Genomic DNA, 23,382 nt, shown 5'->3' on the forward strand with positions numbered 1-23,382 from the left:
CAGAGGGCCGACGATTCAACCGCAGGACAGCCGGAGCGTCAGTCAGCCGAGGGGTCAGGCCCCCCGAGCGGTGCCACCTACATCCTCACAGTCAGCCGACTGCTGCTCGGCGCCCTGGCAGGCTGGCTGCTTCATTCCGAGATCACCGGCTTGTACGCGGCCGTGGCCGCCGGCGCTTCGGCCCCCGCGCTGCTGCGGCAGGTGGGCTCCCTGCGCACGGTGCAGGAGGTCGTCCAGGGCGTGAGTCCGGATACTGGCGAGCGGAACCCGGATGTTCCGGTAACCGTCCCATCATCAGTGTCGGAGCATCCGCCGATGCCCGTCCAGCCACAGGCCGAGACGACCGGGGAGGTGAGCAGTTGAGCTTCAAACGCCGCTACATGGACTCCCTCCTGTCCGCTGATCCTCATCCCGCCCCGGAGCCGGTGTCGGGGCGGGCCATCACAGGTAACTGGTGGCGGCGCTTCCTGGCATCGCTCCTCGACGTTCCGTCGGTCGGCGAGCCGTCTTCGCACGTGGCCCTGGACACCGCGCCGGAACCCGTCACCGGAGGCCGAGCGGGTCGCCAGGCGCCGAAGACGGTGCTGCGGGCCCGCTTCGAACCCGCGCTACCACCGGTGGCCGCGAGGTCCCGGTCGTGGGGGTGGGCTGTCACGGGGGCCGGCCTGTGTCTGATCGTTGGCTTCTTCGCGCTGGCGGACCGTCAGTCCCCAGGGCGGTTTGCCACCCAGCCCCCGCCGACCCATTGGACCGTGCCTGTCCCGGGCGGCACCAACACCGCGGGGCCGACCCCTTCGACCGTTCCTCTCCCGGGCGGCACCAACACTGCGAGGCCGACGGGGTCGGCTCCGCCGACTCCCAGCGGCACGCCCGGCCAGGTGCTGTGGCAGGGGACCTTGACTTTCCCCTCGCAGCCCGGCTGGGACACCCGCCCGGCGGTGGCGACGCCCGCCACGGCGCTGCTGGCAGGCGAGGCACTGTATCTGTGCGGAGCATGCTCGCCGCAGGTGATGGGTGGCGAATCGCTCACTCCCTGGAACGGGACGCAGCCGCCGACCCTCGACCAGTGCGGCTCCGCGCTGGCGGCGCAGGGGAGAGTGCCGGGGTACGTTTCCCTGCGGGTCGGCCAGATGGGGTGTTTCTCCAGCAAGGCCGGGACTGTCGGCTACTTCACCGTGCTCACGGCGTCGCCCCTTTCAGCGAGCGCGATCATCTGGCACGCATGACGGCGCGCATCCTCCGGTCATGACGACCGCCCCACCCGCTACTTCGAGGCCCCGACTACTACCGCCCGGCGGCCGGAGACCCGCCCGCCGTGTTCCTCGCCGGCGGCATCACCGGCTGCCGGACTGGCCGACCGACCTCGCCGAGCAGCTGCTCGCCGGGGGCCTGGTCGTGTTCAACCCCTGCCGGGCGGACTTCCCTATGACCGACCCGGCCGCGGCCCCGGGCCGGGCCCGCGCCGTGGTGCAGGGTGCGGATCCCGCCACGGCCGGACCAACGCAACCACATCCGGGGATATCCGGCGCTCCCGACAGCTGCCAAGCCCGTTGTCGGCCCGCGCGCCGTGCACTCTCCCGCCATTGTCTGAACCCTCGCCTCGGGGAGTCCGAGGCTCTGACCCGGTTCGGTGTTCGAGGGCGCCGGGCCGGGCCGGCCGGGTTGCGGACGTGCAAGGGCTGCGGGATCCGACTGAGGTCGGAAGGGTTCGGCCGGGGAGGCATTTCAGCGTGCGGTGACCCAGTAGGCCCCGAGCGGGCGGTTGCCGTGCGGTGCGACGACGGCCCGCAGGACGTCGCTCTGGCTGAGGACGAGTTGCCGTACCGGTTCGGGCAGCGCGGCCAACCGTTCTCCTCCGGTGATCAGGTCGAGACAGGCGCTGATCTCCCAGTCCGCGTCCTGGAGTGCGCCGGTGTCGACCGGCCCGTCGCCGTCCGCCGTCCAGCCCGCCTCGGGCAGGAGCCGCAGCAGCGCCTCGCGGGAGAAGGCCGTGCGGATGTTGCCCTCGCCGCGTGAGCCCGCAGCCTCGATCTGGCCCTGGATCAATACTGCGAGCAGGTGCGCCAGCTGGTCGCCGCCGGACGGCGTCAGGTCCCACTCGGCGAACCACAGCCGCCGCGCCCAGGGCCGCACCCGGGCCAGCGTGTCGCGCAGCTGCCCGAGCGAGGCGAAGTACCAGGAGCAGTGGGCGAGCACGACGTGGTCGAAGGCGTCGGAGGGGAAGTCGACCGACAGGTCACGGACATCCGTGCGGAAGCGGAAGTCGATGCGCGGCCCGACCGGGCTCGCCGCGAGCCGGGCCGCCGATTCCCCGAGCGTGACCGGCGCCCCGTAGGTCGGATCGGCGACATCGACGGCCACCACGCGTCCCTGGGGTCCGACAGCCTCCGCGAGGACGGCGGTCATATCGCCCTGCCCGCAACCCAGTTCGAGGACTGTGGATCCGGGCTCGATGTCCCAGCTCTCCACGAGTGAAGCGCGGTGGCGTGTCTGTGTCAGCTGAACATCCGGGCTGTGGTCGGCAGCGGCCATGGTCTTCACGAGCAACGGAATCCTGGCGTGGAGATCGAAGTGCTTCACACAATCCTCGGTGGCTGGTCGGCGAACCGGTGCGGATGAGGGTATGAGACGCCCCTCGGCCGTCCCGATGCCCAAGCAGGTACACCGGAACGTGCCCCGTGGCGGGGCGGCGACATGATGCCGGTGACTCGCGTGGCCCGTGGCCGCAACCGAGATCTTAAACCCATGCCCGCGGAATCGAACCTGTTGTCGGACGTTTGGCCGCTCACGCCGGCCGGCGCGACGGACTGGCTGCTTGAGCCGTGCGGCGACCTGAGCTGTGCGGCGACGGTCCGACCGGGTTCATGCCGTCGGCGATGCCCGATGCGGCCTGGGTGCTCAACGCCGTGGATGAGCACGAGCACGGGCCGGGCGACGTCTCGCATCACGAGTACCGCCAGGCACGTCCGGCTGACGGGAGCACCGCGCGCGACATCGTCGCGGGTGTCGACACGGCGGCCGGCGGGGCGCGGGGCGCGGTGGTGGAGGAGTGGACCGCGGGAGCGGCCCGGTCACGCGCCCGGGTGTGGGGCGGGTGTGTGCGGGGTGTGGGGGGAGTTGAAGGTGAAGGCGCGTGGGGAGGGGCCGTTGTGGCGTAGGTCGGCCAGTCGTTCCAGGGCCTCGTCGATGTCGGGCAGGTGTCCGGCCGGGACCCACCACAGGACCAGGTGCGCCTCGACGTTGCGTTCGAACCACTCGCGTCGGCGCCGCATGGCCTCCAGGTGCCCGCTGCGGTAGGTGAACTCCCACAGCGCCTCCCGGCTCTCCCAGACCGACATGTTGACGATGACGTCCTCGCCCGCCGGGCGCAGGGCGCTCGCGTCGTCCGTCCCGTCCGCGGTGAGCCGCCAGACGAAGCCGGGGGCGGTGTCGGCGGCGGCGTTGATCGGGGAGACCATCTCGACGAACGGCGCGATGCGCGGGTCGTCGACGGGGTGGCGGAGCGTGGCGACGTTGAACTGGGCGAGGTGATGGGAGGTCATGGCGCCATCCCAGCACGGGCCTTCTTTCTATGTCAATCAGAATTGTTTTTAGAAGGCTCGACCACCACGCAGCACTCCCCGGGCCGGGCGTCCATCCGGGCGCGGAGCCCCCCGTCCGCGCCGAGAAGACCCTCCAGGAGTGCGAGGTTCATGCCGCAGACGAGGGGCGGGAAGCGCTCGGCGACGGAGTGGAAGGGGCAGTTGCGCAGGCGAACGGCCCCCTCCTCCAGGCGGGGTTCGTACCCGCGGGCGGCCAGCAGCGCGACGGCCTCGTCGAGCCCCCCGCAGGGCGCGGCCGCTCCGCGCTCGGCCTCCCCCCGCCGCCGCGCGGCCACGCGCAGCCCGTCGTCCAGCCCGGCCCGCTCGGCGGCCTCGGCGAGCAGCTCGGCGGCCGTCCGGTAGTCGCGCGCGGGCAGCGACACCACCCACTCGGCCTGCGCGCGGGTGTACACCTTCGCCGGCCGCCCCGCCCCCGGCCCCGTCCGCCCGGTGAGCCTGCGGCTGCCGCTCTCCAGCAACCCGGCCTCGACCAGCTTCTCCAGGTGGTGCGCCGCCAGTGTCCGTGCCACCCCGACGGCCTCCGCCGCCTCGTTCCGGCCCACCTCGCGACCCTGGGCCGCCACGTACTCGTAGAGGCGGCGGCGCACGGGGTCGTGCAGGGCGGCGATCGCTTCGATGTGCTCCATGCGGGCCATTCTAGGAACAATGACTATTGGAGATAGAGGGGAGAGGGGCGGGCCGCAGGGGCCGGCGGGCCCGGGCGAACGCACCCGGCACCGGGGGAGGCACGGACGCGGCACGGCGTTCGCCCCGCGGTCCGGCGGAGGGAACCGTGCCCGAGGAACCGTGCCCGAGGGAACGGTGGGGTCGACGGAGGGCCGGGCCAATACTCCAGCTGTAGATCTTGATCTTCTGAGTGAGGCTGATCCGCAGACAGAAACGGCCACCGTTGATCATCGTCAGTCGTGTGGACAGACGAAGATCAGCCGGTGGCCGTGGGCCACAGCGCAGACCCTGCCCGCTGGCAGGCGATATTCGAGGGCCTGACGGCCGAGGTCGCGGGCCGGTTCGCCCGGGTGGAACCGCGCCGCCGGGAACGAGCGTTCGTGCTGGGCCTGCTCGCCGAGCTGCCGAGGAAGAACTGCCGGACGATCGCCGAGCACGCCGGGGACACGAGTCCGGCCGGCACGCAGCACCTGCTCAGCCGCGCGTCCTGGGACGCGGACCAGGTACGCGACGACATACGGGCCTTCGTTGTCGACCACCTCCGAGAGGACGGCACCCGCAGGAGCGACAGCGCGCCGTGGACCTCGGGTGCCGAGCTGCGAGTGGGGCCCAACGACGTCTGTTCCAGCGGCGTGCCGGGGTGGGTGAACCGCAAGCGGGTGCTGCTGACCGCCGCACCCTGCCGCGCCGGCGGGAACGTGTACAACGGGCAGCGTGTGGTCGGCAAGGTGACGGCGTCCGACGCCGCCCTGGACGTCGCGGTCATCACGCTCGGCCAGGAGGCGGAGGCCCGGTTCCACAGTGCGGCGTGGAACAGCGACGACAACCGTCCGCTGTACGGGCCCGCGCGGATCGACCCCGGGCACACGGTGTGCTTCTCCGGGTCGACGTCGGGCTACCACGGCGAGCCGGAGGTCACACGCGTCGGCGTGCACACCCCCTCGGGACGCACCGACGCGACGGAGGTGAAGTCCCGCAGCGGCGGGATCGCCGTGGCGAAGGGCGACAGCGGCGGGCCCGCCGTGCCAATCCGCAGGGCGACTCGATGGCGCCGGTCGGCGTGATCATCGCCGGCAACACGGACACCGAAGTCCCTTGTGCCAACACGTCCGGCCCGACGACATGTCGGAGCACGGCCTACTACACCCCGCTCGACCCGATCGTCTCGAAGCTCGGGTTCTCCGCCTTGTAGCAATGCTCCGTCCCGGCGAGAGGGGCGTGGCCGTCCTCGCCGGACGCGACGACGTCGTGGAGGACTTCGCAGCTGGCCTTCTCGTGTCCGTGCCGGCCCGATCCGAAGGGCCGGGCCCTGCGTCGGCCGCGGCTGGGGGCCTCGGGGCCTCGGCATCCGGCGCTGCCGGCAAGAGGCGCCTGCTTGATCGAACCACTCGGCCTCTGCGACAGCCTGGATCGCGGGCGGGGCCAGGTCATGGCCGCGCGGGACCCGGGCCCGGCACCCGGCCCGGGTGAGGACGCAGTCCAACAGTCCAGCAGGTCTCTGTGCCGCCGTAGGGCCCCACCGGCCACTACAGTGCAACGGCGAGCAGGACGCTGGTTCCGAGCCACAGGATGTGCCAGGAAACCGCGCGGGCTTCGCCTACTCCACGCCGGCGGCGATCACGGCCCACGCCCTGGTCGGCGTGTCGTCCAGGCGGAGGTCGAACACGAGGGTGATCGGCCGGCGCTGGTGTGCGTCGCCGCGGAGCACCCGCTCGGTGCGACGGTCGACCTCGTAGTAGAAGCCCTCCGCGTCGACCGCGACGCGGAAGACGACCGGGTCGCGCGAGACCAGCGAGCGCACCGTGACCGACCTGACCACGGCGTCACGCATGACGGTCCGGTCGGCCGTGCGGACGGATGTGAAGTCCAGGCTGCCGTCGTCCATGACCCACTCCTCGAGGAACCGCTCGACGGCCACCTCGAGAACCGCCCTGTCGAACCGGCCGTCGAGCACGCTCAGATCGCCGACGGCGGTGTCGGCATCCGTGCTCCACGAGATGTTGGTGAGCGACAGGATGTCGCCCGCGCCCTTGACCGCGGTCCTACCGGCCACCTCGAGCACCGCCTCGCGGGCGACCTCCTTCTGGTCCCAGCTGTCCGTCTCGATGGCACCGGTCAGATGGTGCGCACCCTCGGCCGCCTGCTCCACCGACGACACGATCCACTCCCCGGCCCGGTTCTTGCGCAGCGTCCAGTACTCGACCGGACGCGTCGAACCGTCCTTGCGCACGGCATCCGCGCCGTCGCCGCGGCGTACGCAGTCCCTGAGCGTCGCGGTGACCCGGAAGGTGACGGTGTCGTTCTCCTCGCCCGCGCGGTTCGCGACGTCGACCAGCTCGACCGCCGGGCCGGAGACGATCTCCACGACGTTGACCTCGCCGCGGGACGCGTAGTCGCGCAGCCCGTCGGCCCACTTGCCGTAGAGCACCGGGGACAGGATCTGCTGCAACGTGGCGTGATCATGTCGGGTCCAGGCGTCCTGGGCGGTCACGTACAGCCAGACGGCCCGGCGCTCCAGCGCGGCGCGGTCGAAGGTCGCATCCGTGTCGGCGATGGCGTCGACCCGGGCCCCGACCTGGGCGGCGCGCTCGCGCGCCTGCCCGTCCGCGCGGTGCGCCGTACGGTCCGAGACCGTGTTCAGACCGACCGCCTGCGCCGCCTTGCGGCGCCGGTGCACCATCCAGAAGATGAGGAGCAGGACGGCCACGATCACCAGCAGGAGGAGGAACCCGCCGCCCCCGGCACCGGCTCCAAAGCCGTAGCCCAAGCCGCCGCCGGTCGACCCGTGGAAACCACTGCCGTGGCTGCCACCACCGCCACCATGGCTGCCTCCGCCGCCGGTGAACCCGTGGCTGCCGCCCCCGCCACGGGCGTACGCGACCGCCGGGCTGCTCAGCGCGACGACTCCCGCGGCCACACCTGTCAAGCGACCAACACGCACCCGGGCCATCCCTCAAGAGTCAGAGTCGTTCCACAGGCAGCCTACAAGCCGGATCGCCTGGCCCCGGAGGTCAACGAATCGCCTGAGGACGGGGAGAAGCGAGTGCGGTCCCGAGGGTGCGGCAGGAGGAGGGAGGAACCGTGCACGCCACTCGTCCAAGGGCTGTCGGTCCTCAGCCGGCAGTCGCTCCTCGCCCCGGCCGTAGTCGAGCTCGTAGCCCAAGTCCCAGAAGTCGTCGACGTCCTCAGGCTCGGCGCGGTCGTACACCTCGACCTCACTATGGCGTGCCCGGTCGTCCACGAGGTGGCTCTGCCAGTGCTCGTCGCGGTAGCGCGAGACGGCGATCTCCAGCGTCCACCGGCACGATCCCGGACCGGTAGTCGAAGTGGGTGTCAAGAAGCACGACATCCGCCTGGCGGCGGGCCCGCTCCACCAGCGCGGTGTCGCCGCGCTCGTCCCAGAAGGCCGCCGCCACACTGCCCCGTGCCGGCCCCTGGGTCTTCCCGTCTGCCGGCCGCGGTGCGACCCCTCGACGCCGCAGCGCCTGGTGCGCGAACTCGCCAACGCTCAGCAGCAACACGCTGGAACCGGCCCGGGCCAGCCCCTCGGCGAGGGTGAACGCGATGGTGGAACGGCCTTCACCTCCACGCGAACCGGTCACAGCGACCACCATGTTCACCCGGGCGGGAACGGCCGGCGATCCGGTCGGCGGCCACCTCGGTCTCGGCCGCGGACGGTGCCCGCACACTCCAGTCGGGCATCCGGTCCAGGAACAGGCCGATCCGGCGCACGGCGCTGCTCCACTGCTGGATGGTGTCCGACGTCGGAGCCATCCCGGCGCCGGACGCCGATGTCACAAGCTTTGACGGCTGGGTGCGGCACTGGCACTGGGGTAACGACTGGCTCGCCTGAGCGCGACCTGAAGAGCCGCTGACAGCCGTGTAGTTCGATTCCAGCAGGCGATCAACCGGCTCCCGAAGTGCTGAACATGTGCTGTCCGTTCTGGGGCTCTGGCACGAGTTCTGTTGAGGCGCACGCTCAGTGACTGAACTGCGAGTGTGTTCAGATCGGGTTGGTTCTGCTCCCTGCGCTCCAGGAGGCCAGGATTGCTGCCCGCTGCTCATCCAGCCACACGACATCTTCAGGGAGTGCCGGAGCGAATATGTCGACGGTCTCAGAGATGCCGCTTGCGGCGTCTGATGGGCGGACGTATGCCTGCTCGGGCCGCTGGTCCTGCTCGGGAATGACCGTCCGCAGGCAGGCGCGGTGGCGGGTGACGCATTGCTCGGCGGCCTCGCTGACGTTATGCCAGAGATGCCACCGATCTGCGAGCCGGACAGCCTGCGGGGCGCCGGTCCGGGCGCCTTCGGCGAAGAACGGGGCCCGGTCGAGACAGACGACCTCGATGCCAGGACGCTCCGCGAGCCACGTGGCGACCGTCGCCGCGTCCCGGTCCGGCAGCACGTCCACCGGCCGCCGCGTCTCAATGTCGATCAGCACGGTTCCGTAGTCGCGGCCCTTGCGCCTCGCGTACTCGTCGACGCCGACCACCCGCGGAGACGGCGGCTGCGGTTCGGGAAGTGCCTGGATGAGTCGCAGCACCGCGCTGCGGCTGATCGAGACCCCGAGGGTGTCTGCCAGCCTGGCGCCGGCCCGGCCGGCCAGCGCCAGGCCAATACTGGTCAGCACCGTCCGTAACCGCTCCGTCCACCGGCTGTGCCGACGGGCCGGGCCCGGCACCTACTCGGCGAAGGTCCGCCGCTCGCCGACTGAGCACCGCTTCGGACGCTCAGGTGTGAGGCCAGGGATCGATGCCTGCCTCCTTGAGGCGCCGCTCCTCCCGTCAGTTCAAGAAGAGCGCCTGCTCGGGGGAGAAGCCGCCCATGCCCGTGATTTCTCCGGTCATGAGGCCGACGAGGAACTCGACCATCCCGCAATCGTGGGCCACCCAGTCGCCTTCGCATTCGAGCACAAGGACGGTCCACCTGTCCGGATCCGGATGCGAGGTGTCCCAGAACGCGTGGTTGGCGCTGCAGTCCATCGCCCAGGAGATCCGTCCCCGCAGGTCCGGCTCCAGATCCAGCAGGCCGTATCCGTCCTCGTTCAACTCCTCGAACGTCAGCGGGCGTCGGCCCCTCGGGGCCACCAGGAGCGGCAGCCCTACGAAGAACCCATTGTCGATCGAGCCGCCGCCGTAGACGGAGACGAAGTCGCGGTAGTCCGCAGGGAAGTCAGTGCCCCACTGCCGGCGGGCCTCGTCCCAGTCGATCGCATCACCGGCTCCGGCGTGCGGTGGCATCAGCTCAGCCAGACTGGCGACACTCGGATGCATCAGGAGTCCTTCCAAGAGGTCCGGCCAGAACGCCCTCGTCCGCGCGTCGGCAACTTCAATCCGGGACACCATTGATCAAGCGTCCGTGGGACGAATCTCGTTACCCATGGTCACCGACCACAGAAACGTCCATGGTCTGCGCACGGTGAGTGGCGACGTGCTGGTGCGGTAGGCGTTGGGAAGTTGCCCGGAATTCGTCAGCGGCCGGGTTGTGGTGGCTGACAGTGCGGGACCGTGGATGATCTGGTGCCCCGGTTGGAGGGGTTGCTGTTTCCGTCGGTCGCGGGTGTTGCGGTGCTGTCGGTCGACGTGGACGTCGAGTCGGTGAACGTGCGGGTCGAGTGCTCGGCGGTGGGGCACAGCTGCCCGGGGTGCGGGGACTGGTCGGCCCGGGTTCACAGCTCCTACCTGCGGCTTCCTGTCGACGGTCCGGTCGGGGGCAGACGGGTCCGGTTGAGCTCGCGGGTGAGGCACTTCGTATGCGGCAACCCGTCGTTCGGGCAGCGGACGTTCGCCGAGCAGATCGAAGGGCTGACACGACGCCACGGCCGGTGGACCGAGCAGTTGCGGGCCACACTCGCCTCGGTCGGTGCCGGTCGACGCCGAGACCCGCCGGCCGGTGGACCTGCTGCCCGACCGGAAAGGCGTCGAACCTGGCGGCCTGGCCGACGGCGGAGCCCGTGAGCCGGACGGTGGGGAGGTGATTCACCCGGCGTTCAACGCGGGTTCGCCCGAGGGGGTCGCCGCATTGGCCCAGCCGGGCAGATTTACGTCACCCAGGATGCACTTTCAGACGGGCTGGCACTTCGAAGGCAAGAATGGGTTGGAGCCTTGGAATCGCATGGCAAAGTTTTGGTCATTGCACATGTGAAATGTCACATGGCTACCAGTGCCTGTCTCCGAACGGTTTCTCACATCATCTGAAGGAGAAGACCATGAACCGCATCACCCGCATCGCGGTGGGCGCCGCCGGTGCCGCCGCCCTGCTCACGGCGCCCGTGCCGGCCTTCGCCGCCGCGACCGGCGCTGACACCGCCACGGTCACGACTTGCAAATACAGTCTCCAGGCCGGGTTGGCGACCTACGCCTGCGCAGACGTCACCGGCAGCAGCATCGTGATCTACGGGAAGATCGGCCTTGCCGGCCCGCCCGACGGGCCGGTGTCGTGGCAGACCCTGTACACCAATCTGTCGGCCGAGGTGGTCGGCGGCAACTCGCTCGGCTCCGTGAGCGGGAGCACGGCGTTCCATTCCACCGCGGTACGGGTGGACGGCTTCACCGCCACCGCCCCGTGCGGTTCGACAGTGCGTGCGACCTTCTCGGTGCAGGGAAACGGCCCGTTCGGCACTCGGCCGGTGGTGGAAGTTCCGGTGACTTGCTGACACTTCATCAATGTGAATGCCGAGTCCGGGAGTTTTCAGCATCCGTGGCTCGGCCGCCGTGGCGGCCTGCATGGACCTCGTCCGCCGCAGAGGCCCACGTGGATGCCCTGGCTCACGCATCCCCGGGGATGCGTGAGCCAGGGCATCCGGGCTCACGCGCCGGTCAGTACTGGGTGGTGACGGTGACGCCGCTGAAGGCGGTCTTGCCGTAGAGGGTGAGGTAGCGGTAGCCGGCCGTGGTGTTGGTGACGGTCACGGTCTGGGTGGTGCCGCTGTTCGTGGAGGAGGCGGCGTAGTCCGTGTTGGAGGCCCAGCGGTCCGGGCTGTAGTAGAGGTAGGCGGTCCCGGTGCCGCCGGTGGTGGAGACGGTCAGGGTGGTGGTGCCGGCCGGCATGTAGATGTACATCTGGTCCGAGCTTCCGGCGGCGGCGGAGCGGCCGGTGCGGAAGCAGTTGTAGTCCAGCTTCCGGGCGTCGGGGTCGGTGCAGGCGGCCGGTGCGGCCGGCGCGGTGACGGTGACGGTCCGGGTCGTGGTGGCCGTCTTGCCGTTGCTGTCGGTGACGGTGAGGGCGACGGTGTAGGTACCGGCGGCGCGGTAGGACTTCGACGGGGAGGCCGCGGTACCGGTGGTGCCGTCACCGAAGTTCCAGGCCCAGCCGGTGATGCTGCCCTTGCCAGCGGTCTCGGTGGAGCGGTCGGTCAGCTGGACGTTCAGGTCCCGCACCGTGGCGTCGAAGGCCGCCTTCGGGGTGCCCGCGGTGAGGCAGGTGTCGGTGGCGCAGGTGTCGACCCACCTGGTGAAGTCGGCGTCGTAGCCGGTACCCATGGAGTTGTAGTACGCGTAGGCTCGGGCGTAGTCGCCGGTGCGGAAGAGGCCGAGCATGGTCTGGACGACGCCCGGGGAGCGCTCGATCATGTAGCGGGCGGCCAGGTAGCCCCAGTGGTAGGTGCGGACGACGTCGCTGTTCAGGTACGTGCTCTGGAGCAGGGTGCTGAGCGCGTAGGTGTGCTTGGGGGCCAGGGAGACCGCGTTGAGGTCGGTGACGCCGCGGTAGGTGTAGGAGACGTACTCGGCGACGCCCTCGATCCACCACAGGTCGGGCACGCTGGTCTGCTGCTCGAAGCCGCCCTTCATGTCGTAGCGGGCGTCCAGGACGTGGGCGTACTCGTGGTTGAGGTTCCAGATCCGGGCGGTGAAGCCGTTCTCGTTCGGATGCCGGTACATGAGGGAGACCGGCTGGTTGGCCGGGTCGCTCGGGGTCCCGGTCAGGGTGACCCCGCCGTTGTTGGTGTTCGCCTCGTACATCGCGCCGGCGTAGGTCTGGTAGTCGGCCTGGCTCGCGAAGACCACGAGCTGCACGGACGACTCGTACTGGCCGGGGATGGGGCCGTTGTCGCGGACGAGGCCGTGGAAGTACGCGTCCTCGCCCTTGAGGTCGGCGCAGACGGCGGCGAGTTCGGCCGCGGTGAGGTCCTGGGCCAGGACGGTGAGGGTGGCGTTGCAGGTCTGCCTGATCGGCAGCACGACCTTGGTCAGCCGCTGCTTCAGGTCACAGACGCCGTAGTAGGAGCACTGGTCCTTGTCGAAGAAGGCGGCCGTGTTGGCCGTGCCGACCCACAGCGGGGCGGTGGGGCCGGTCATCGACGAGCTGTCGAGCAGGGCCTTGGCCAGCGGGCGGATCCTGGACTGGAACGCCGGGTACTTGACGAACCGGGTCAGCTCGATGCCGGCGTTGGAGACCAGGAAGCCGGGGTAGGTTCCGAGCAGGTCGTGGTGGGTGCGGGTGAACGCGTCGAGGGTGTCGATGATGCCCGGGTCCGCGGTCACCGCGTCGACGAAGGACTTGCTCTCGTGCCCCCGGTCCAGCGCGGAGAGGGCGCTGTTGACGTACGTGAGCAGGTTCTTCGAGCTGTCGTACGCGCTGGTGTAGCCGTTCAGCACCTGCCGGTAGGTGGTCAGGTAGCGGCCCTGCTGCCCGGCGCTGTCGGTGAGGATGATGACGTCGTTGGCGACCTGGCCGTTCGCGTCGGTGACGTCCGCGGCGTGCGGGCCGGCCAGGAAGGCGTCGATGCCGCGCGTCACGGCGGCGGTCAGCGTCGCGTCGTAGGGGCCGACGTGCGCGAGGTCCTTGTCCTGCACGTAGTAGCCCGCGCGCAGGTACAGGACGACCTGCCAGGTGGCGGCGGAGTTGTCGCCGGGGTAGGCGGCGGCGGCGCTCTGGAAGGCGTCGGCCATCGTCGCCATCTGGCTCTGGCGGAACAGGGCCGAGGCGTACGGGCTGCCGCCGAGCTGGAACAGCGAGCCGATGCACTGGGGGGTCGAGGCCTTGACGTAGGACACCAAGGCGGCCCCGGTCCTGCCGGCGAAGTCGGCAGGGGTGCACGACTGGGCGGTGACCGGCTCCGCCACGAGCGCGCGGGGTGCGGCCTTGGCCAGGCCCTTGTCCGGGGCGGTCCCCGCCGGCGCCGTGCCGAACAGCGGGTTGACCAGCGGCAGCTGCGCGGCCGTGAGCGGGCGGGACTGCGGAGCGCCCGGGCTCTCGGGATCGGCGAACGGACTGCCGGGAACCTCCGACGAGCTGCCGGAAGGCTGATGCGGGCCGGCAGCGACCGGTGCGGGGGTGACCGGGGTGGGGGCGGCCTGGCTCGGTCCGGCGGATATGCCGAGCAGGACGGTGCCTGCCGCGGCAGATGCGGCCAGCAGCCTGGACATGCGTGAGAGCGGACGCATCGTCTATTCCTTTGTGGGGAAAAGCGAACGGAGCGCCTCGGACGTGGGGACGTGGGAGGTATCCGAAGCGTGTGACGCACCGTCTCACAAGATCGGCGGGGCTATCAATAGGGTGTGACATGTCACCTTTCTCGGGTTTACCTCTGCCGAAAACGGCGGCCCCCTGGCACACCAGGACCTGGCAGGCGACGCGGTGCACCCGCAGGGCAACCGTCACGGGCCGCCCGCAGCCGGGCAGATCCGACGGATAGCGCAGGTAGGAGCCGTGGACCCGCTCCGACCATGTCCCGCAGTCCGGACATGACGCACCCGGAGCAGCCACGCGGGCGGCGATCCGCACCACCGCACCGGACGCTTCGACACCGAAGACCTCCGCCTGGGGCAGTGACGGGAACAGCAACTCGCCGAGCCACGACCACGATTGCGACACAGCTGCCGAATGTCGGCCAGCCAGGTGACTCTGCCGACCAGTTCTGGACGATCTCCAGGCCCCGCCACCGCCCCAGGATCCGTCACCCAGTGTCACCGGTCACATGAGCCGGGCCAGACCCTACTTCACCCCGGTGAAAACACTCCCGCTCCACCCCGACTGACCATGTGCTACGACGTGCACATCACTCGGCGCGAGAACTGGTGGGATGAAGAGGAGCAGGACATCAACGCGGCGGCATGAGAGGCCGTGGTCGCTGACGATCTCGGCCTCGCGATGGCCCCGATGTGGTGGACCGCCGGCCGGATCGTGTCCAGGAACCCGAGCGATGCGGTGATCGCGACGATGTGCCGGGTGGCGAAGGTGCTGAACGCGCGGGTTCAGGGCGACGACGGCGAGTACTACGACGCCTGACTCGTACGGCCACTGCGAGATGATCAAGGGTTGTGTCGACTCTTGACGATCGTGCGGTGGCCGCGAGCCGTAGCGTGGACCCTGCTCGATGGCGGGCCTTGTTCGACCAGGCCGTGGCTCGGATCGCGGGCGTGTTCGGGCGGGTGGAACCTCGCGCCACCGCCCGCGCCTATCTGCTCGGGTTGCTGTCCGGCACCGAGCGCAAGAACTGCTGGCAGCTCGCGGAGCACGCAGGACACGCCCGTCCCGGACCGACGCAGCGGCTGCTGCGGACTGCCCGCTGGGACGTGGCCGAGGTGCGTGACGAGGTCCGCCGCTACGTCCTGAACCACCTCGGTACCGGTGACGGGGTTCCGGTCGTGTACGAGACCGGCTTCCTGAAGAAGGGCCGCGGTTCGGCGGGCGTCCAACGGCAGTGCACCGGAACCGCCGGACGCATCGAGAACAGCCAGGTCGGCGTCTTCCTCGCCTACGCCTCCGGCAGGGGACGAGCGTTGATCGACCGTCGGCTCTACCTGCCCGAGCACACCTGGTGCCAGGACGCCGAACGACGCCGCAAGGCCGGAGTGCCCGACGACATCGTCTTCGCGACCAAGCCCCGGCTCGCCCTGCAGATGATCGTGGCGGCGCTGGATGCCGCAGTGAGCACGTCGTGGGTGACCAGCGAGGAGGCCTACGGCCAGGACCCCGGCCTGCGGGCCGGACTGGAGACCCGCGAAGTCGACTACGTGCTGGCGGTCTCCTGCGCGACCAAGGTGCGGATCAACCAGGGCCGCACCGCGATCCGCGCGGACGAGGCTGCTGATCGCCTGCCCGCCTCAGCCTGGCACCGGCAAAGCGCCGGTCCCGGGGCCAAGGGTCCCCGCTACTACGACTGGGCCTGGATGCGCATCGGTACCGGCGACCACCGTCACCTGCTGATCCGCCGCAACCCCACCACCAGCGAACTCGCCTTCTACCTGTGCCGGTCACCCCAGATCGTCCCGCTGTCCGAACTCGTACGAGTCGCCGGCACCCGCCGGTGCATCGAAGAATGCTTCCAGGCGGCCAAGGGCCAGGTCGGCCTGGACCACTACCAAGTCCGGAACTGGACCGCCTGGCACCGGCACGTCACCCTGTCCATGCTCGCCCTCGCATTCCTGGCCATCGCCGTTCAGGACGCGCGGCCGACCAGACCTGCGGATCCGAACCGCCCGGCCCGAAGCCGAGAGTTGGTCGACCTGACCGTCCCGGAAGTCCGCCGCTTGGCGCGCTGTTCAGCTCCGTCATGTCCCTGCGTGCACTCTTGCACTGGTCGAACTGGCGCAGAAGCCACCAAGCTTCGGCGCATCGCAGCCACTACCGGCGGCGGCTCTCCCTCCCCACAGGCACGTAGATCGCGAAGTCGCACCGGAGTACTAGCCCGGCCGAGCGCCGGTGTTCCCCCGCCCGGGTCACGGGCCACCGCGTCCTCCCGGGCCACGCGCGGGCGTTCGAGTACGCCTCGGATGCGACGCGGGGACCCCACCCTCCGTCAGCAAAGCCGAAACCCGACATCCAGGAGTCCTCCGTGGCCCTCATGAAGCCCCTCGTCCTGACCGCCCTCGCCGCGTTCACCGTCCTGGCCGGCAGCACCGAGACCGCCGTCGCCGACAACAAGCCCGCCGCCGACGACAAGCCCGCCGCGAAGCCGGCCGTCGTCATGCCCGACGACCCGGCCGCCGTCGACCCCTCGCTGCTGGCCGCGCACGCGCAGGTCTTCGGCAGCTGGAGCGTCGTGGGCCCGGGCCAGAGCGCGTCCGCCGCCGTCGAGTGTCCCTCCGGCCAGGTGCCCACCGGCGGAGGCGGCCAGACCAGCGCGTTCAAGATCTTCTTCACCGACTCCTACCCGAGCGGCAGCTACTGGATCATCCGCGGCACCAACACCAACACCGTCGAGGAGTCCATCCGCGCGACCGCCGTCTGCACCACCCCCTGACCCTCCCACCCCCAGGACCGACCACCCCGGACCCGCCTCACGGGTCCGGGGCACTCCCGTCTGCCCCGGCGCTCGTCCCCGCACGGGCCGCGGGCGGGCGGACCACCACGCCACCGCGAGGCTGGGCACCCGGCACAGCCAGGCGATCACCAGGCAGGAAGTGCGGAATTCCAGACCCGCCCCAGGGCGGCGACCAGCACAAGCCGCAGGACGACGGCAGCGAAGGCGAGACCGAAGGTGAGAGCGAAGCCGCGGACCGTCCAGCGCCGGTGGTCCTCGATCCGGCCTTGCAGGATCACCCGCAGTCCGATGCCGGACAGTGATCCGCCACCCAGAGAACCCTGCCGTGCTCCCCGAACCCGCGATGGCCGAACTGTCGCAGCCCGGCCCGCACCACACCGGCAACCCGGGCCTGAAGAACGGATCCGGAGCTTTCGCCAACTGCCGCCCCACCCCGGCCGGTGGCGCTCATGCGATGAGCTTCCGCGAGGAGCCGGCCGTCCTGACCCTGACGGTGAGGCAGGTCGAGACCATGGTGCTTTTCCGGTAGCGGCGAAGGTTTGCATGGGCCCGCTTGGGCGTTCGATCATGGGCCGGCACCTTCGGCTACAGCGGCGCGGCGATGGCACCCGGCTCCGAGACTTCGGCGGTCGCGGTGTCGGTCGCGGCCGCCGAGTTCTCCCCAGTCGTCGCCCAGCCCAACCCGCTGGACTGACCTCGATTAGTGGTCCGCGGAGTCATGGGAAACGGAATGATCATCCGAGTTCTGAAATCACTCTAATGGCGCATTTCTGGCGGTCGCGAAAGCGCCTTGATGCACATAAGGTACCCACAGGAACAAGTACGCCAACGAACGGGTATTGAAATGACTGACGCAAACTCTTCGATCCTGGAAGGCCTCAACCCCTCGGATATTGAAATCGACTCGGAGGGGAAAATCAAGATCGGAAATGCGGACATCGCCAAGGCAGTGAGGGCGGCATCCCAGGCCCCCGACACGGCAGACGCCGACTTCAACATCGGCTGCACCTCCAACAACGGGTGTGGCAAGAAGCTGACGGCGCCGGCGTGACGACCCTGAACGCCGAGGGCGGCCTCGCCGAGCGGCGGTCCGCCCTCGGCGCGGCATGCGTGCGCTCTCTTCGTGACGACCATCTTCAGCTGATCGTCCTCCCCACCGAGCAGTGCAACTTCCGGTGCACCTACTGCTACGAGGACTTCACCGTCGGACGCATGGCGCCGGCCGTCGTGGAGGGCGTCAAGCGCCTCGTCGACCGGCGCCTGGACGGCTTGAGGGACCTGCGGATCTCCTGGTTCGGTGGTGAGCCCCTCCTGGCGATCGGCGTCATCGAGGAGATCTCCGGCCATGTCGCCGAAATGGCCCGCCGTACCGCCACGACCTACGTCGGCGACATGACCACGAACGCGTACCTCCTCGACTCGGCGATGGTGCGGCGGCTGGCAGCCCTGGGGATCCGGTCCTTCCAGATCTCACTGGACGGTCCGAAGCACCTGCACGACCTGACCCGAATCCGCCGGGACGGCCGGGGCTCCTTCGATCGCCTCTGGGAGAACCTGCTGGCCATCCGTCACGGCGATGCACCCGTCCAGGTTCTCCTGAGAATCCATCTGACTCCAGAGAACCTCCATGCCATGCCAGAATTCCTCCGTCGAATCCGCAAGGATTTCCTTGGCGACCGCCGCTTCTCCGTTCACCTCAAGCCCGTCGAACACCTCGGCGGCGAGAACGACGCCACCACGGCCGTACTCTCCACAAGGGAACGGGAAAGAATCCTCGCAGACCTGCAGAGTGTCCTTGGGGTGGAAAATTCCAGTGCCGACCTTTCCCCGTACGTCTGCTACGCGGCGCGTCCGAATTCTCTGGTGATCCGGGCCAACGGCACGGTCGGCAAATGCACGGTCTCCCTGACCGATCCCGCCAATAATGTGGGCCGGTTGACTGAAGACGGAACCCTCGAAATCGACAACGACCGCCTGCACCCTTGGCTGAGAGGGTGGCAGAGCGGCGACTGGGACACCCTGGGCTGCCCGGCCGACGGTTTCACCCTGGGAGAGCCGCTGCTCCAGATCGGCCTCCCGCCCAACCGGTCCGCCGAATGACCGCAGCCGCCCTTGTGTCGCGGGACTACCTGGTCGACCAGGACCGCCTGCTGCGTCCCGCTCTCGACACGTGGGCCACCGAACTGGCCGAGCACCTGGAGGCAGCCCTTACGACCCCAGGTCAGGATTCCGGCACGCTGCATGACGCCTTCGTCCACATCAACCAGGCCGGCTTCGTGGTGGCGGCGGCGGGCGACCTGACCACTGCGGCACGAATCTGCAAGTCCCAGCTGACACTGGTCGCCCACCACACGGCGTCCCGCAGAGACCCGCGGCTGCTCGGCCTCGCCGTGCAACCGTGGGTGAACCTCGGCAGACTGCACGCCTTGCGCCGACGAACCCACCGCGCTGCCCCGCATTTCCGGCTCGCCGAGGACTACGACGCGCAGCGCGGCGCGGAACTCGGCCCGTGCACCATCTCCGCGGCGGCGTGGGCCGCCATCGTCGCGGCCGAACCGTCACTCCCTCAAGTCCTGTGGAACATCCATGCCAATGAGTCGGTGAAGACGCACCTCATGGCGAGCGACCCGGCCTCGGCGCTGCGCGTCGCCGAGCGCCTCCGTGGGATGTGTCCCGTCACGGCCCAGGTCTTTCGCACCGAAGGCGAGATCCTGGCACTCCTGCACAACGGCCAACCGGATTCGGCCGTGGCGCTGGCCGTCGATGAGCAACCATCGTCGTTCTACGGCGAGCTGGCCTTCCACCTTCACCAGGTGACCGGCCTGGCCATGATGGGCGACGTCCAGCGTGCCCGGCGCTCCGCCGCGGGCCTCCTCGCGGTGCTGGCCCACGTGCAGCCGCGTCAAGAGGACGCTCCCACCCTCATGCGTCAGCTCAGGCAGCTCGGCACGCTGTCGGAGGCGCTGGAACTGCCCAGGTACGCCCTTGCGGTGAACCTGCGCGGCCTGGAGCTCTGCCGCGAATACGATGACCAGCCCCTGCGTTTCCGGTTTCTGGGCTCGTTGCTCAGCCTCGCACCCACCCACCGCTCGGCGCCGGACTGGGAGCAGGAGCACTCGCGCCTCAGCAGCGACTCCCTCTACGCCGAGGTACGTCGTGCCGGGCGCCACGCCGACGGAGTGTCGGGTAAGCCCCCGCTGGTCCGGCTGATTGCCGCAGTGAACGCGCTCTGCTTGCGCACTGCATAGCGAGGCTGGGGCGGCCTGCCTGCTCGGACCACCCTCTCAAGCACCAAGAACGGCATCAGGCCCGGGATAGTACACACGTTCGTCCAGCACCATCCTCCGGTGGGCCCGACCGTCCGTGACGGTGCCGCCGCACGGGCCGGCATCCTTCCCACCCGCCCGGTCCATACGGTGCTCGCGTCACTGCCGCCGATCACGGAAGTCCCGGCTGCCGCCGGCCCCAAGCCTTGACGGGGTTCGCGGAGCCAGAGGATCAGGGAAGCCAGGACGACTCCCGCTCGGCAGCGTGTGGAATCGACGGCGGCGGTCCACTCCACCCGGCTCACCGCGTCGTCACGGACCTGGACATGCTTCAGCAGCCTCGCCCACGTGCCATCGGCCTCCCAGCGGGCGAACCGCTCGTGGACGGTCTGCCACGGCCCGTACCGATCCGGGAGATCACGCCACGGCGCCCCGGTCCACAGCCGCCACAGCCCGCCGTTGACCACCTGCCTGTGATCACGCCACGGACGACCGCGTCCGTCCACCTGCGGCAACAGGGGCTCTATCCGCTCCCACCCCGCGTCCGTCACCCGCCTCGATCTACCACAAGATCAATTATCAGACAGGCCTTGGCTTCGAGGAATGGGGGAAACGCACGCTGCTTCGCCAACGGTCCGAGTTGCGGACGCTCGTTACGGAGCGAAGGCTGGAAATAGACGACTCGCCGGACGGGAAGCGTCACGCGTGGCGAGACAGTCGCCCATCTTTCCGGTGCAGTAGGCAGTCGTCTACTGCAAGCGAAAACCACCATATTTCAACCCTCCCGCACAGTCCAGCGCCGAGGCAAATTCACCCATAGATTCACTAACCCACCGAAATCCGTTGACGTTGCGTGAACCCGGACTCATCAGGATTAGAGGAAGATGGCATGGCAACCATCGAGACGTCCAACAACGCCGCTACACCTGCCCTTAAGGGAGATAATACGGCGGGAGGCGATGGAGTTTTCGGCCAGGCGACACCAAATGGCCGCGGCGTTGTCGGAGTCAGCGCGGCCCACACCGCCGTTGAGGGGAACACCAAGACTGGTAACGGGATCTTGGGCATCGCAGACGGACCCGGTGGCCGCGGTGTTGTCGGCACCAGCATCGAGCATGCCGGGGTAGTAGGTTCCAGTCAGAGGTTCGTCGGCATATGGGCGGAAACGAAGAACGCGGCCCAGGCAGCTTTACTGGCAAAGAATCCGAGCGGATACGCAGGAAGGTTTGAAGGAGACGTCGTCGTCACCGGTGCCCTAGTCAATCCACAGCTGAATCAACAACTGCGCCAGCTGGAGAACGATGTCGCCAACCTGCAACAAGCCGTTGCGACACTGCTCACCATGGCACATCCGCAGGGATCCGGATGAGGCTGGTGCGGCGCGGGTTCACCGATCCCGTCCCTGCTGTGACCTGAGCTGCGCGCCACCAGGCAGCCCGTGGCGCCTCCGAACCAACGCCGCGCCAGAGGTGCATCGCATTCGAAGCAGTGGTTTCATGAAGAGGAGGAGCAATCCTCCGGGAGGGCGGCGGTGAATTTCACAGGAGGTAGTAGTAATGCCAGCACCCGTCATACAGGCCTACGGCCCTGTCAACTGGGCAATGGCTTCGGGGCAAGGCGCCCTTTTGCCCGGCCAGGCCCACTCGTGGCTTTCCCCTGAATTGCCCAAGAATGCAGTCGTGTTTGCGGTATCCGCACACCCGGCCCGGGAGACGGGCGTGCAGTCCATGAGAGTGGAAAATCTCGCCACGCAGTACACGAGCAGCGGAACGGCCGGCGCGAGCTATGCGCTTCTCAACCAGGGCCCCTATGGAATTACGGCCTACCACGCCTGGCTCAGCGGAGTAAACCTCGACACGTCCTCCGTCCCGGGCGCCGATGCCACGAGAAGGACCTACGCCATTCACGACACTGCAGGATTGATCACCGAAATCATCACTGCCCCAGCTGGTCTGACCATAGAGAAGCAGACTCCACTGGGACTCTCAATGACGGAGATTGACCTCCCTTCGGGCACTACCGCAGCAGACCTGGAGACCTCGGAAGCTGCGACGCATTTTGCTGCCAGGTTCCTGGTACGGGTATCCACAACGAGGGCTGCCGTCATAGGTCGATAGCGAGGTACGCATGTCACCCGCCTCGGTGGCGAGTCGAAGTGCATCCTGCCAGCGCCGAGAACCCGGCGGCGTCAGATCAGTCCAGGACGACCCTGACGCCGCTCTCCCCGAGGGTTTGCAGGACTCTGTCGAAGTAGGACTCGCCCGAATCACCGACCAGAGCGCGGTCGGACAGGGCTTCGCGAGCGGTATCCGCGGAGTGCCAGAGCAGGGTGAACGGCGGGAGGACCGCCGGGCCTCCGGCGAGGCTGTCGCGGAGCCGGGACAGGTTCTTCCCGAGATCCCGCCCGGGCCCCAGGACCGCCTCCCCGATCGCCAGGTAGAGGCCCGGCACGTCGGTGACGAAGCGGCCGTCGAGGTGGTACTCGCCGCCGGAACGGCCCACGCCCGGCCCGTAGGGGCTGGTGGTCGTCAGGCGCAGCCACTCGTAGCGGCCCGCGGTGGTGAGCGGTGCCCAGAGGTTGCGTTCGGCGGGTTCGCCGTCGTACCAGGTCTCGTGGACCGCGCGGGCCTGCGGGTCCGGGCGTTCGTTGCAGCGGTCCGCGAGCGTGAGGTCCAGCAGTGCCCCGCCCAGGACTGAGGGCCGGACGTCGGTGATGTCGACGTCCACGCCGAGGTGGTGCATGGGCCGGCCGTTGCGGTCCAGCGCCACCAGCCACGCGCACACCAGTGGCTCGGGCCGGGGCGTGCCCAGCCGCTCCAGCAGCGTGTCGGTGGGCTCGCACCCGATCAGGTGGATCGGCTCCGGTCGGGGCGGGTGCTGCGGGTAGAGTCCGCGGGCGGCGAGGCAGGTGCCGGTCGGTTCGGCGTCGGGCGGGTACGTCGGCCGGACTTCGAAGCGGTAGGAGGCCGGCGCTTGGGGAACGGCCCAGGCCCCGTACATGGTGTTCGCGATGCCGGCGCCGAGGACGAGGTCCACGCTGTCCGGAGCTCCGGGGGTGGGGCGATGGGTGATCACCCGGACGTCGATGAGATCGACCGAGGTGGGCGATGTCAGGCCGTCGGCGTCGAGGACGTCCACCGTCAGGTCGCCCAGGAGCCGCTGTGCCGCGGTGGGCCGGGTGGCCAGTGCGACGAGCCGGCTGTCACAAGGACAGCCGTACAGGGTGACGATCTCCCGGGGTGGCGGCACCGGTGTCAGGTACAGCGCCTCGGCGTCGGCGCAGCGTGCGAGGAGCGTGACGCGGTCGGTGTCCTCCCGGTCGGAGTCGTCCTCGACGAGCAGGTAGCGCAGCGAGAGGTCCCGCTCCCATCCGGTGAACTCCGTGACGCGCAATCCGACCTCCGTACTCGAACCGTTCCCGGGTGGGCAAGCGTACGGCCCGTCGGTCGGGCGGGGACTCATCGGGGTCCGCCCGGCAGGTTTCGTCCGGTGAGGGGTTCCGGGCGGATGGAGTGCCGGGGGGGGGGGCCCCCGCCCCCCCCCCCCGCCCGCCACCACGGCCGCGGCGGGGGGGGCGGGCGGAAAGTCGGCGTACTCTCATCTATCAACCTACGCGAGATAACGGTAGAAGACGAGAGCG

General features: G+C 69.4%; 22 protein-coding genes and 5 pseudogenes. 15 read left to right on the forward strand and 12 right to left on the reverse strand.

Going from position 1 to position 23,382, the window contains the following annotated elements; all coding sequences use genetic code 11:
* Both ACFQ6N_RS37425 and ACFQ6N_RS37430 read left to right on the forward strand, forming a co-directional pair.
* Nucleotides 1–363, forward strand: a pseudogene (locus ACFQ6N_RS37425) (hypothetical protein); the annotation flags it as partial.
* Nucleotides 360–1,226, forward strand: a complete 867-nt coding sequence (locus ACFQ6N_RS37430; protein ID WP_380658583.1) for a hypothetical protein — start codon at nucleotides 360–362, stop codon at nucleotides 1,224–1,226. The pseudogene ACFQ6N_RS37425 and the gene ACFQ6N_RS37430, both read left to right, overlap by 4 nt.
* Before the next feature lie 499 nt (nucleotides 1,227–1,725).
* Here ACFQ6N_RS37430 and ACFQ6N_RS37435 read toward each other — a convergent pair whose 3' ends face one another.
* From ACFQ6N_RS37435 to ACFQ6N_RS37445, 3 genes are all read right to left on the reverse strand, one after another.
* Complete coding sequence (locus tag ACFQ6N_RS37435; protein ID WP_380658602.1) at nucleotides 1,726–2,532, reverse strand: class I SAM-dependent methyltransferase; 807 nt, start codon at nucleotides 2,530–2,532, stop codon at nucleotides 1,726–1,728.
* Nucleotides 2,533–3,071: 539 nt separating this feature from the next.
* A complete protein-coding gene (locus ACFQ6N_RS37440; RefSeq protein WP_380658584.1) occupies nucleotides 3,072–3,542 on the reverse strand; it encodes a DUF3291 domain-containing protein in 471 nt (156 codons plus the stop codon).
* A 32-nt stretch (nucleotides 3,543–3,574) separates the two neighbouring features.
* On the reverse strand, nucleotides 3,575–4,228 hold the full coding sequence (locus tag ACFQ6N_RS37445) for a helix-turn-helix transcriptional regulator (protein WP_380658585.1): 654 nt from the start codon (nucleotides 4,226–4,228) through the stop codon (nucleotides 3,575–3,577).
* A 357-nt stretch (nucleotides 4,229–4,585) separates the two neighbouring features.
* On the opposite strand from ACFQ6N_RS37445, the pseudogene ACFQ6N_RS37450 reads away from it, so the two are divergent.
* A pseudogene (locus ACFQ6N_RS37450) lies at nucleotides 4,586–4,819 on the forward strand (transposase); the annotation flags it as partial.
* A 1,046-nt stretch (nucleotides 4,820–5,865) separates the two neighbouring features.
* Here the strand turns inward: ACFQ6N_RS37450 and ACFQ6N_RS37455 are convergent.
* From ACFQ6N_RS37455 to ACFQ6N_RS37470, 4 genes are all read right to left on the reverse strand, one after another.
* On the reverse strand, nucleotides 5,866–7,185 hold the full coding sequence (locus ACFQ6N_RS37455) for a TIM44-like domain-containing protein (protein ID WP_380658586.1): 1,320 nt from the start codon (nucleotides 7,183–7,185) through the stop codon (nucleotides 5,866–5,868).
* Between the two features lie 36 nt (nucleotides 7,186–7,221).
* Complete coding sequence (locus ACFQ6N_RS37460; protein WP_380658587.1) at nucleotides 7,222–7,605, reverse strand: hypothetical protein; 384 nt, start codon at nucleotides 7,603–7,605, stop codon at nucleotides 7,222–7,224.
* 666 nt (nucleotides 7,606–8,271) lie between these two features.
* On the reverse strand, nucleotides 8,272–8,898 hold the full coding sequence (locus ACFQ6N_RS37465; RefSeq protein ID WP_380658588.1) for a transposase: 627 nt from the start codon (nucleotides 8,896–8,898) through the stop codon (nucleotides 8,272–8,274).
* A 154-nt stretch (nucleotides 8,899–9,052) separates the two neighbouring features.
* Nucleotides 9,053–9,541 (reverse strand): hypothetical protein, encoded by a 489-nt coding sequence (locus ACFQ6N_RS37470; RefSeq protein WP_380658589.1) that lies wholly within the window; start codon nucleotides 9,539–9,541, stop codon nucleotides 9,053–9,055.
* Between the two features lie 351 nt (nucleotides 9,542–9,892).
* Here ACFQ6N_RS37470 and ACFQ6N_RS37475 point away from each other — a divergent pair, with 351 nt between their 5' ends.
* From ACFQ6N_RS37475 to ACFQ6N_RS37485, 3 genes are all read left to right on the forward strand, one after another.
* Entirely contained in the window at nucleotides 9,893–10,225 is a 333-nt protein-coding gene (locus ACFQ6N_RS37475; RefSeq protein WP_380658603.1) for a transposase family protein, read from the forward strand.
* Entirely contained in the window at nucleotides 10,131–10,412 is a 282-nt protein-coding gene (locus tag ACFQ6N_RS37480) for a hypothetical protein (RefSeq protein WP_380658604.1), read from the forward strand. The genes ACFQ6N_RS37475 and ACFQ6N_RS37480 overlap by 95 nt, the downstream gene beginning before the upstream one ends.
* A gap of 64 nt (nucleotides 10,413–10,476) precedes the next feature.
* Nucleotides 10,477–10,923: a hypothetical protein gene (locus ACFQ6N_RS37485; protein ID WP_380658590.1), complete on the forward strand. Its 447-nt coding sequence runs from the start codon at nucleotides 10,477–10,479 to the stop codon at nucleotides 10,921–10,923.
* Nucleotides 10,924–11,086: 163 nt separating this feature from the next.
* Here the strand turns inward: ACFQ6N_RS37485 and ACFQ6N_RS37490 are convergent, their stop codons facing one another.
* Entirely contained in the window at nucleotides 11,087–13,636 is a 2,550-nt protein-coding gene (locus tag ACFQ6N_RS37490; protein ID WP_380658591.1) for a collagenase, read from the reverse strand.
* Between the two features lie 208 nt (nucleotides 13,637–13,844).
* Nucleotides 13,845–14,180: pseudogene (locus ACFQ6N_RS37495) on the reverse strand (transposase family protein); the annotation flags it as partial.
* A gap of 153 nt (nucleotides 14,181–14,333) precedes the next feature.
* On the opposite strand from ACFQ6N_RS37495, the gene ACFQ6N_RS37500 reads away from it, so the two are divergent.
* The 3 genes and pseudogenes from ACFQ6N_RS37500 (at nucleotide 14,334) to ACFQ6N_RS37510 (ending at nucleotide 16,455) form a co-directional block, all read left to right on the forward strand.
* On the forward strand, nucleotides 14,334–14,498 hold the full coding sequence (locus ACFQ6N_RS37500) for a hypothetical protein (RefSeq protein ID WP_380658592.1): 165 nt from the start codon (nucleotides 14,334–14,336) through the stop codon (nucleotides 14,496–14,498).
* A 74-nt stretch (nucleotides 14,499–14,572) separates the two neighbouring features.
* Nucleotides 14,573–15,643 (forward strand): annotated as a pseudogene (locus tag ACFQ6N_RS37505) (IS701 family transposase); the annotation flags it as partial.
* A 404-nt stretch (nucleotides 15,644–16,047) separates the two neighbouring features.
* Entirely contained in the window at nucleotides 16,048–16,455 is a 408-nt protein-coding gene (locus tag ACFQ6N_RS37510) for a hypothetical protein (RefSeq protein WP_380658593.1), read from the forward strand.
* A 146-nt stretch (nucleotides 16,456–16,601) separates the two neighbouring features.
* Here ACFQ6N_RS37510 and ACFQ6N_RS37515 read toward each other — a convergent pair whose 3' ends face one another.
* Nucleotides 16,602–16,754, reverse strand: a complete 153-nt coding sequence (locus ACFQ6N_RS37515; protein ID WP_380658594.1) for a hypothetical protein — start codon at nucleotides 16,752–16,754, stop codon at nucleotides 16,602–16,604.
* A gap of 47 nt (nucleotides 16,755–16,801) precedes the next feature.
* Between ACFQ6N_RS37515 and ACFQ6N_RS37520 the strand changes: the two genes are divergently transcribed.
* The 5 genes from ACFQ6N_RS37520 to ACFQ6N_RS37540 all read left to right on the forward strand — a co-directional run bounded on the left by ACFQ6N_RS37520 (nucleotide 16,802) and on the right by ACFQ6N_RS37540 (nucleotide 19,724).
* A complete protein-coding gene (locus tag ACFQ6N_RS37520) occupies nucleotides 16,802–17,005 on the forward strand; it encodes a hypothetical protein (protein ID WP_380658595.1) in 204 nt (67 codons plus the stop codon).
* A gap of 24 nt (nucleotides 17,006–17,029) precedes the next feature.
* On the forward strand, nucleotides 17,030–17,170 hold the full coding sequence (locus ACFQ6N_RS37525; RefSeq protein ID WP_380658596.1) for a hypothetical protein: 141 nt from the start codon (nucleotides 17,030–17,032) through the stop codon (nucleotides 17,168–17,170).
* A 150-nt stretch (nucleotides 17,171–17,320) separates the two neighbouring features.
* A complete protein-coding gene (locus tag ACFQ6N_RS37530) occupies nucleotides 17,321–17,527 on the forward strand; it encodes a hypothetical protein (protein WP_380658597.1) in 207 nt (68 codons plus the stop codon).
* On the forward strand, nucleotides 17,524–18,576 hold the full coding sequence (locus tag ACFQ6N_RS37535; RefSeq protein ID WP_380658598.1) for a radical SAM protein: 1,053 nt from the start codon (nucleotides 17,524–17,526) through the stop codon (nucleotides 18,574–18,576). Before ACFQ6N_RS37530 ends, ACFQ6N_RS37535 begins: the two co-directional genes overlap by 4 nt.
* A complete protein-coding gene (locus ACFQ6N_RS37540; protein WP_380658599.1) occupies nucleotides 18,573–19,724 on the forward strand; it encodes a hypothetical protein in 1,152 nt (383 codons plus the stop codon). The genes ACFQ6N_RS37535 and ACFQ6N_RS37540 overlap by 4 nt, the downstream gene beginning before the upstream one ends.
* A gap of 272 nt (nucleotides 19,725–19,996) precedes the next feature.
* Here ACFQ6N_RS37540 and ACFQ6N_RS37545 read toward each other — a convergent pair.
* Nucleotides 19,997–20,293 (reverse strand): annotated as a pseudogene (locus ACFQ6N_RS37545) (transposase); the annotation flags it as partial.
* A gap of 338 nt (nucleotides 20,294–20,631) precedes the next feature.
* Here ACFQ6N_RS37545 and ACFQ6N_RS37550 point away from each other — a divergent pair.
* On the forward strand, nucleotides 20,632–21,111 hold the full coding sequence (locus ACFQ6N_RS37550; RefSeq protein WP_380658600.1) for a hypothetical protein: 480 nt from the start codon (nucleotides 20,632–20,634) through the stop codon (nucleotides 21,109–21,111).
* Between the two features lie 824 nt (nucleotides 21,112–21,935).
* Here ACFQ6N_RS37550 and ACFQ6N_RS37555 read toward each other — a convergent pair.
* A complete protein-coding gene (locus ACFQ6N_RS37555; protein WP_380658601.1) occupies nucleotides 21,936–23,135 on the reverse strand; it encodes a hypothetical protein in 1,200 nt (399 codons plus the stop codon).
* Nucleotides 23,136–23,382 lie beyond the last annotated feature (247 nt).

This window comes from Kitasatospora sp. NPDC056446 (assembly GCF_042796115.1).
Lineage (GTDB): Bacteria > Actinomycetota > Actinomycetes > Streptomycetales > Streptomycetaceae > Kitasatospora.

What these genes read in the sequence shown, in the direction of transcription:
- ACFQ6N_RS37435 (WP_380658602.1), bottom strand. Translation starts at nt 2,532, where the DNA reads ATGGCCGCTGCCGACCACAGCCCGGATGTTCAGCTGACACAGACACGC.
- ACFQ6N_RS37440 (WP_380658584.1), bottom strand. Translation starts at nt 3,542, where the DNA reads ATGACCTCCCATCACCTCGCCCAGTTCAACGTCGCCACGCTCCGCCAC.
- ACFQ6N_RS37445 (WP_380658585.1), bottom strand. Translation starts at nt 4,228, where the DNA reads ATGGAGCACATCGAAGCGATCGCCGCCCTGCACGACCCCGTGCGCCGC.
- ACFQ6N_RS37470 (WP_380658589.1), bottom strand. Translation starts at nt 9,541, where the DNA reads ATGCATCCGAGTGTCGCCAGTCTGGCTGAGCTGATGCCACCGCACGCC.
- ACFQ6N_RS37485 (WP_380658590.1), top strand. Translation starts at nt 10,477, where the DNA reads ATGAACCGCATCACCCGCATCGCGGTGGGCGCCGCCGGTGCCGCCGCC.
- ACFQ6N_RS37490 (WP_380658591.1), bottom strand. Translation starts at nt 13,636, where the DNA reads ATGTCCAGGCTGCTGGCCGCATCTGCCGCGGCAGGCACCGTCCTGCTC.
- ACFQ6N_RS37530 (WP_380658597.1), top strand. Translation starts at nt 17,321, where the DNA reads ATGACTGACGCAAACTCTTCGATCCTGGAAGGCCTCAACCCCTCGGAT.
- ACFQ6N_RS37540 (WP_380658599.1), top strand. Translation starts at nt 18,573, where the DNA reads ATGACCGCAGCCGCCCTTGTGTCGCGGGACTACCTGGTCGACCAGGAC.
- ACFQ6N_RS37550 (WP_380658600.1), top strand. Translation starts at nt 20,632, where the DNA reads ATGGCAACCATCGAGACGTCCAACAACGCCGCTACACCTGCCCTTAAG.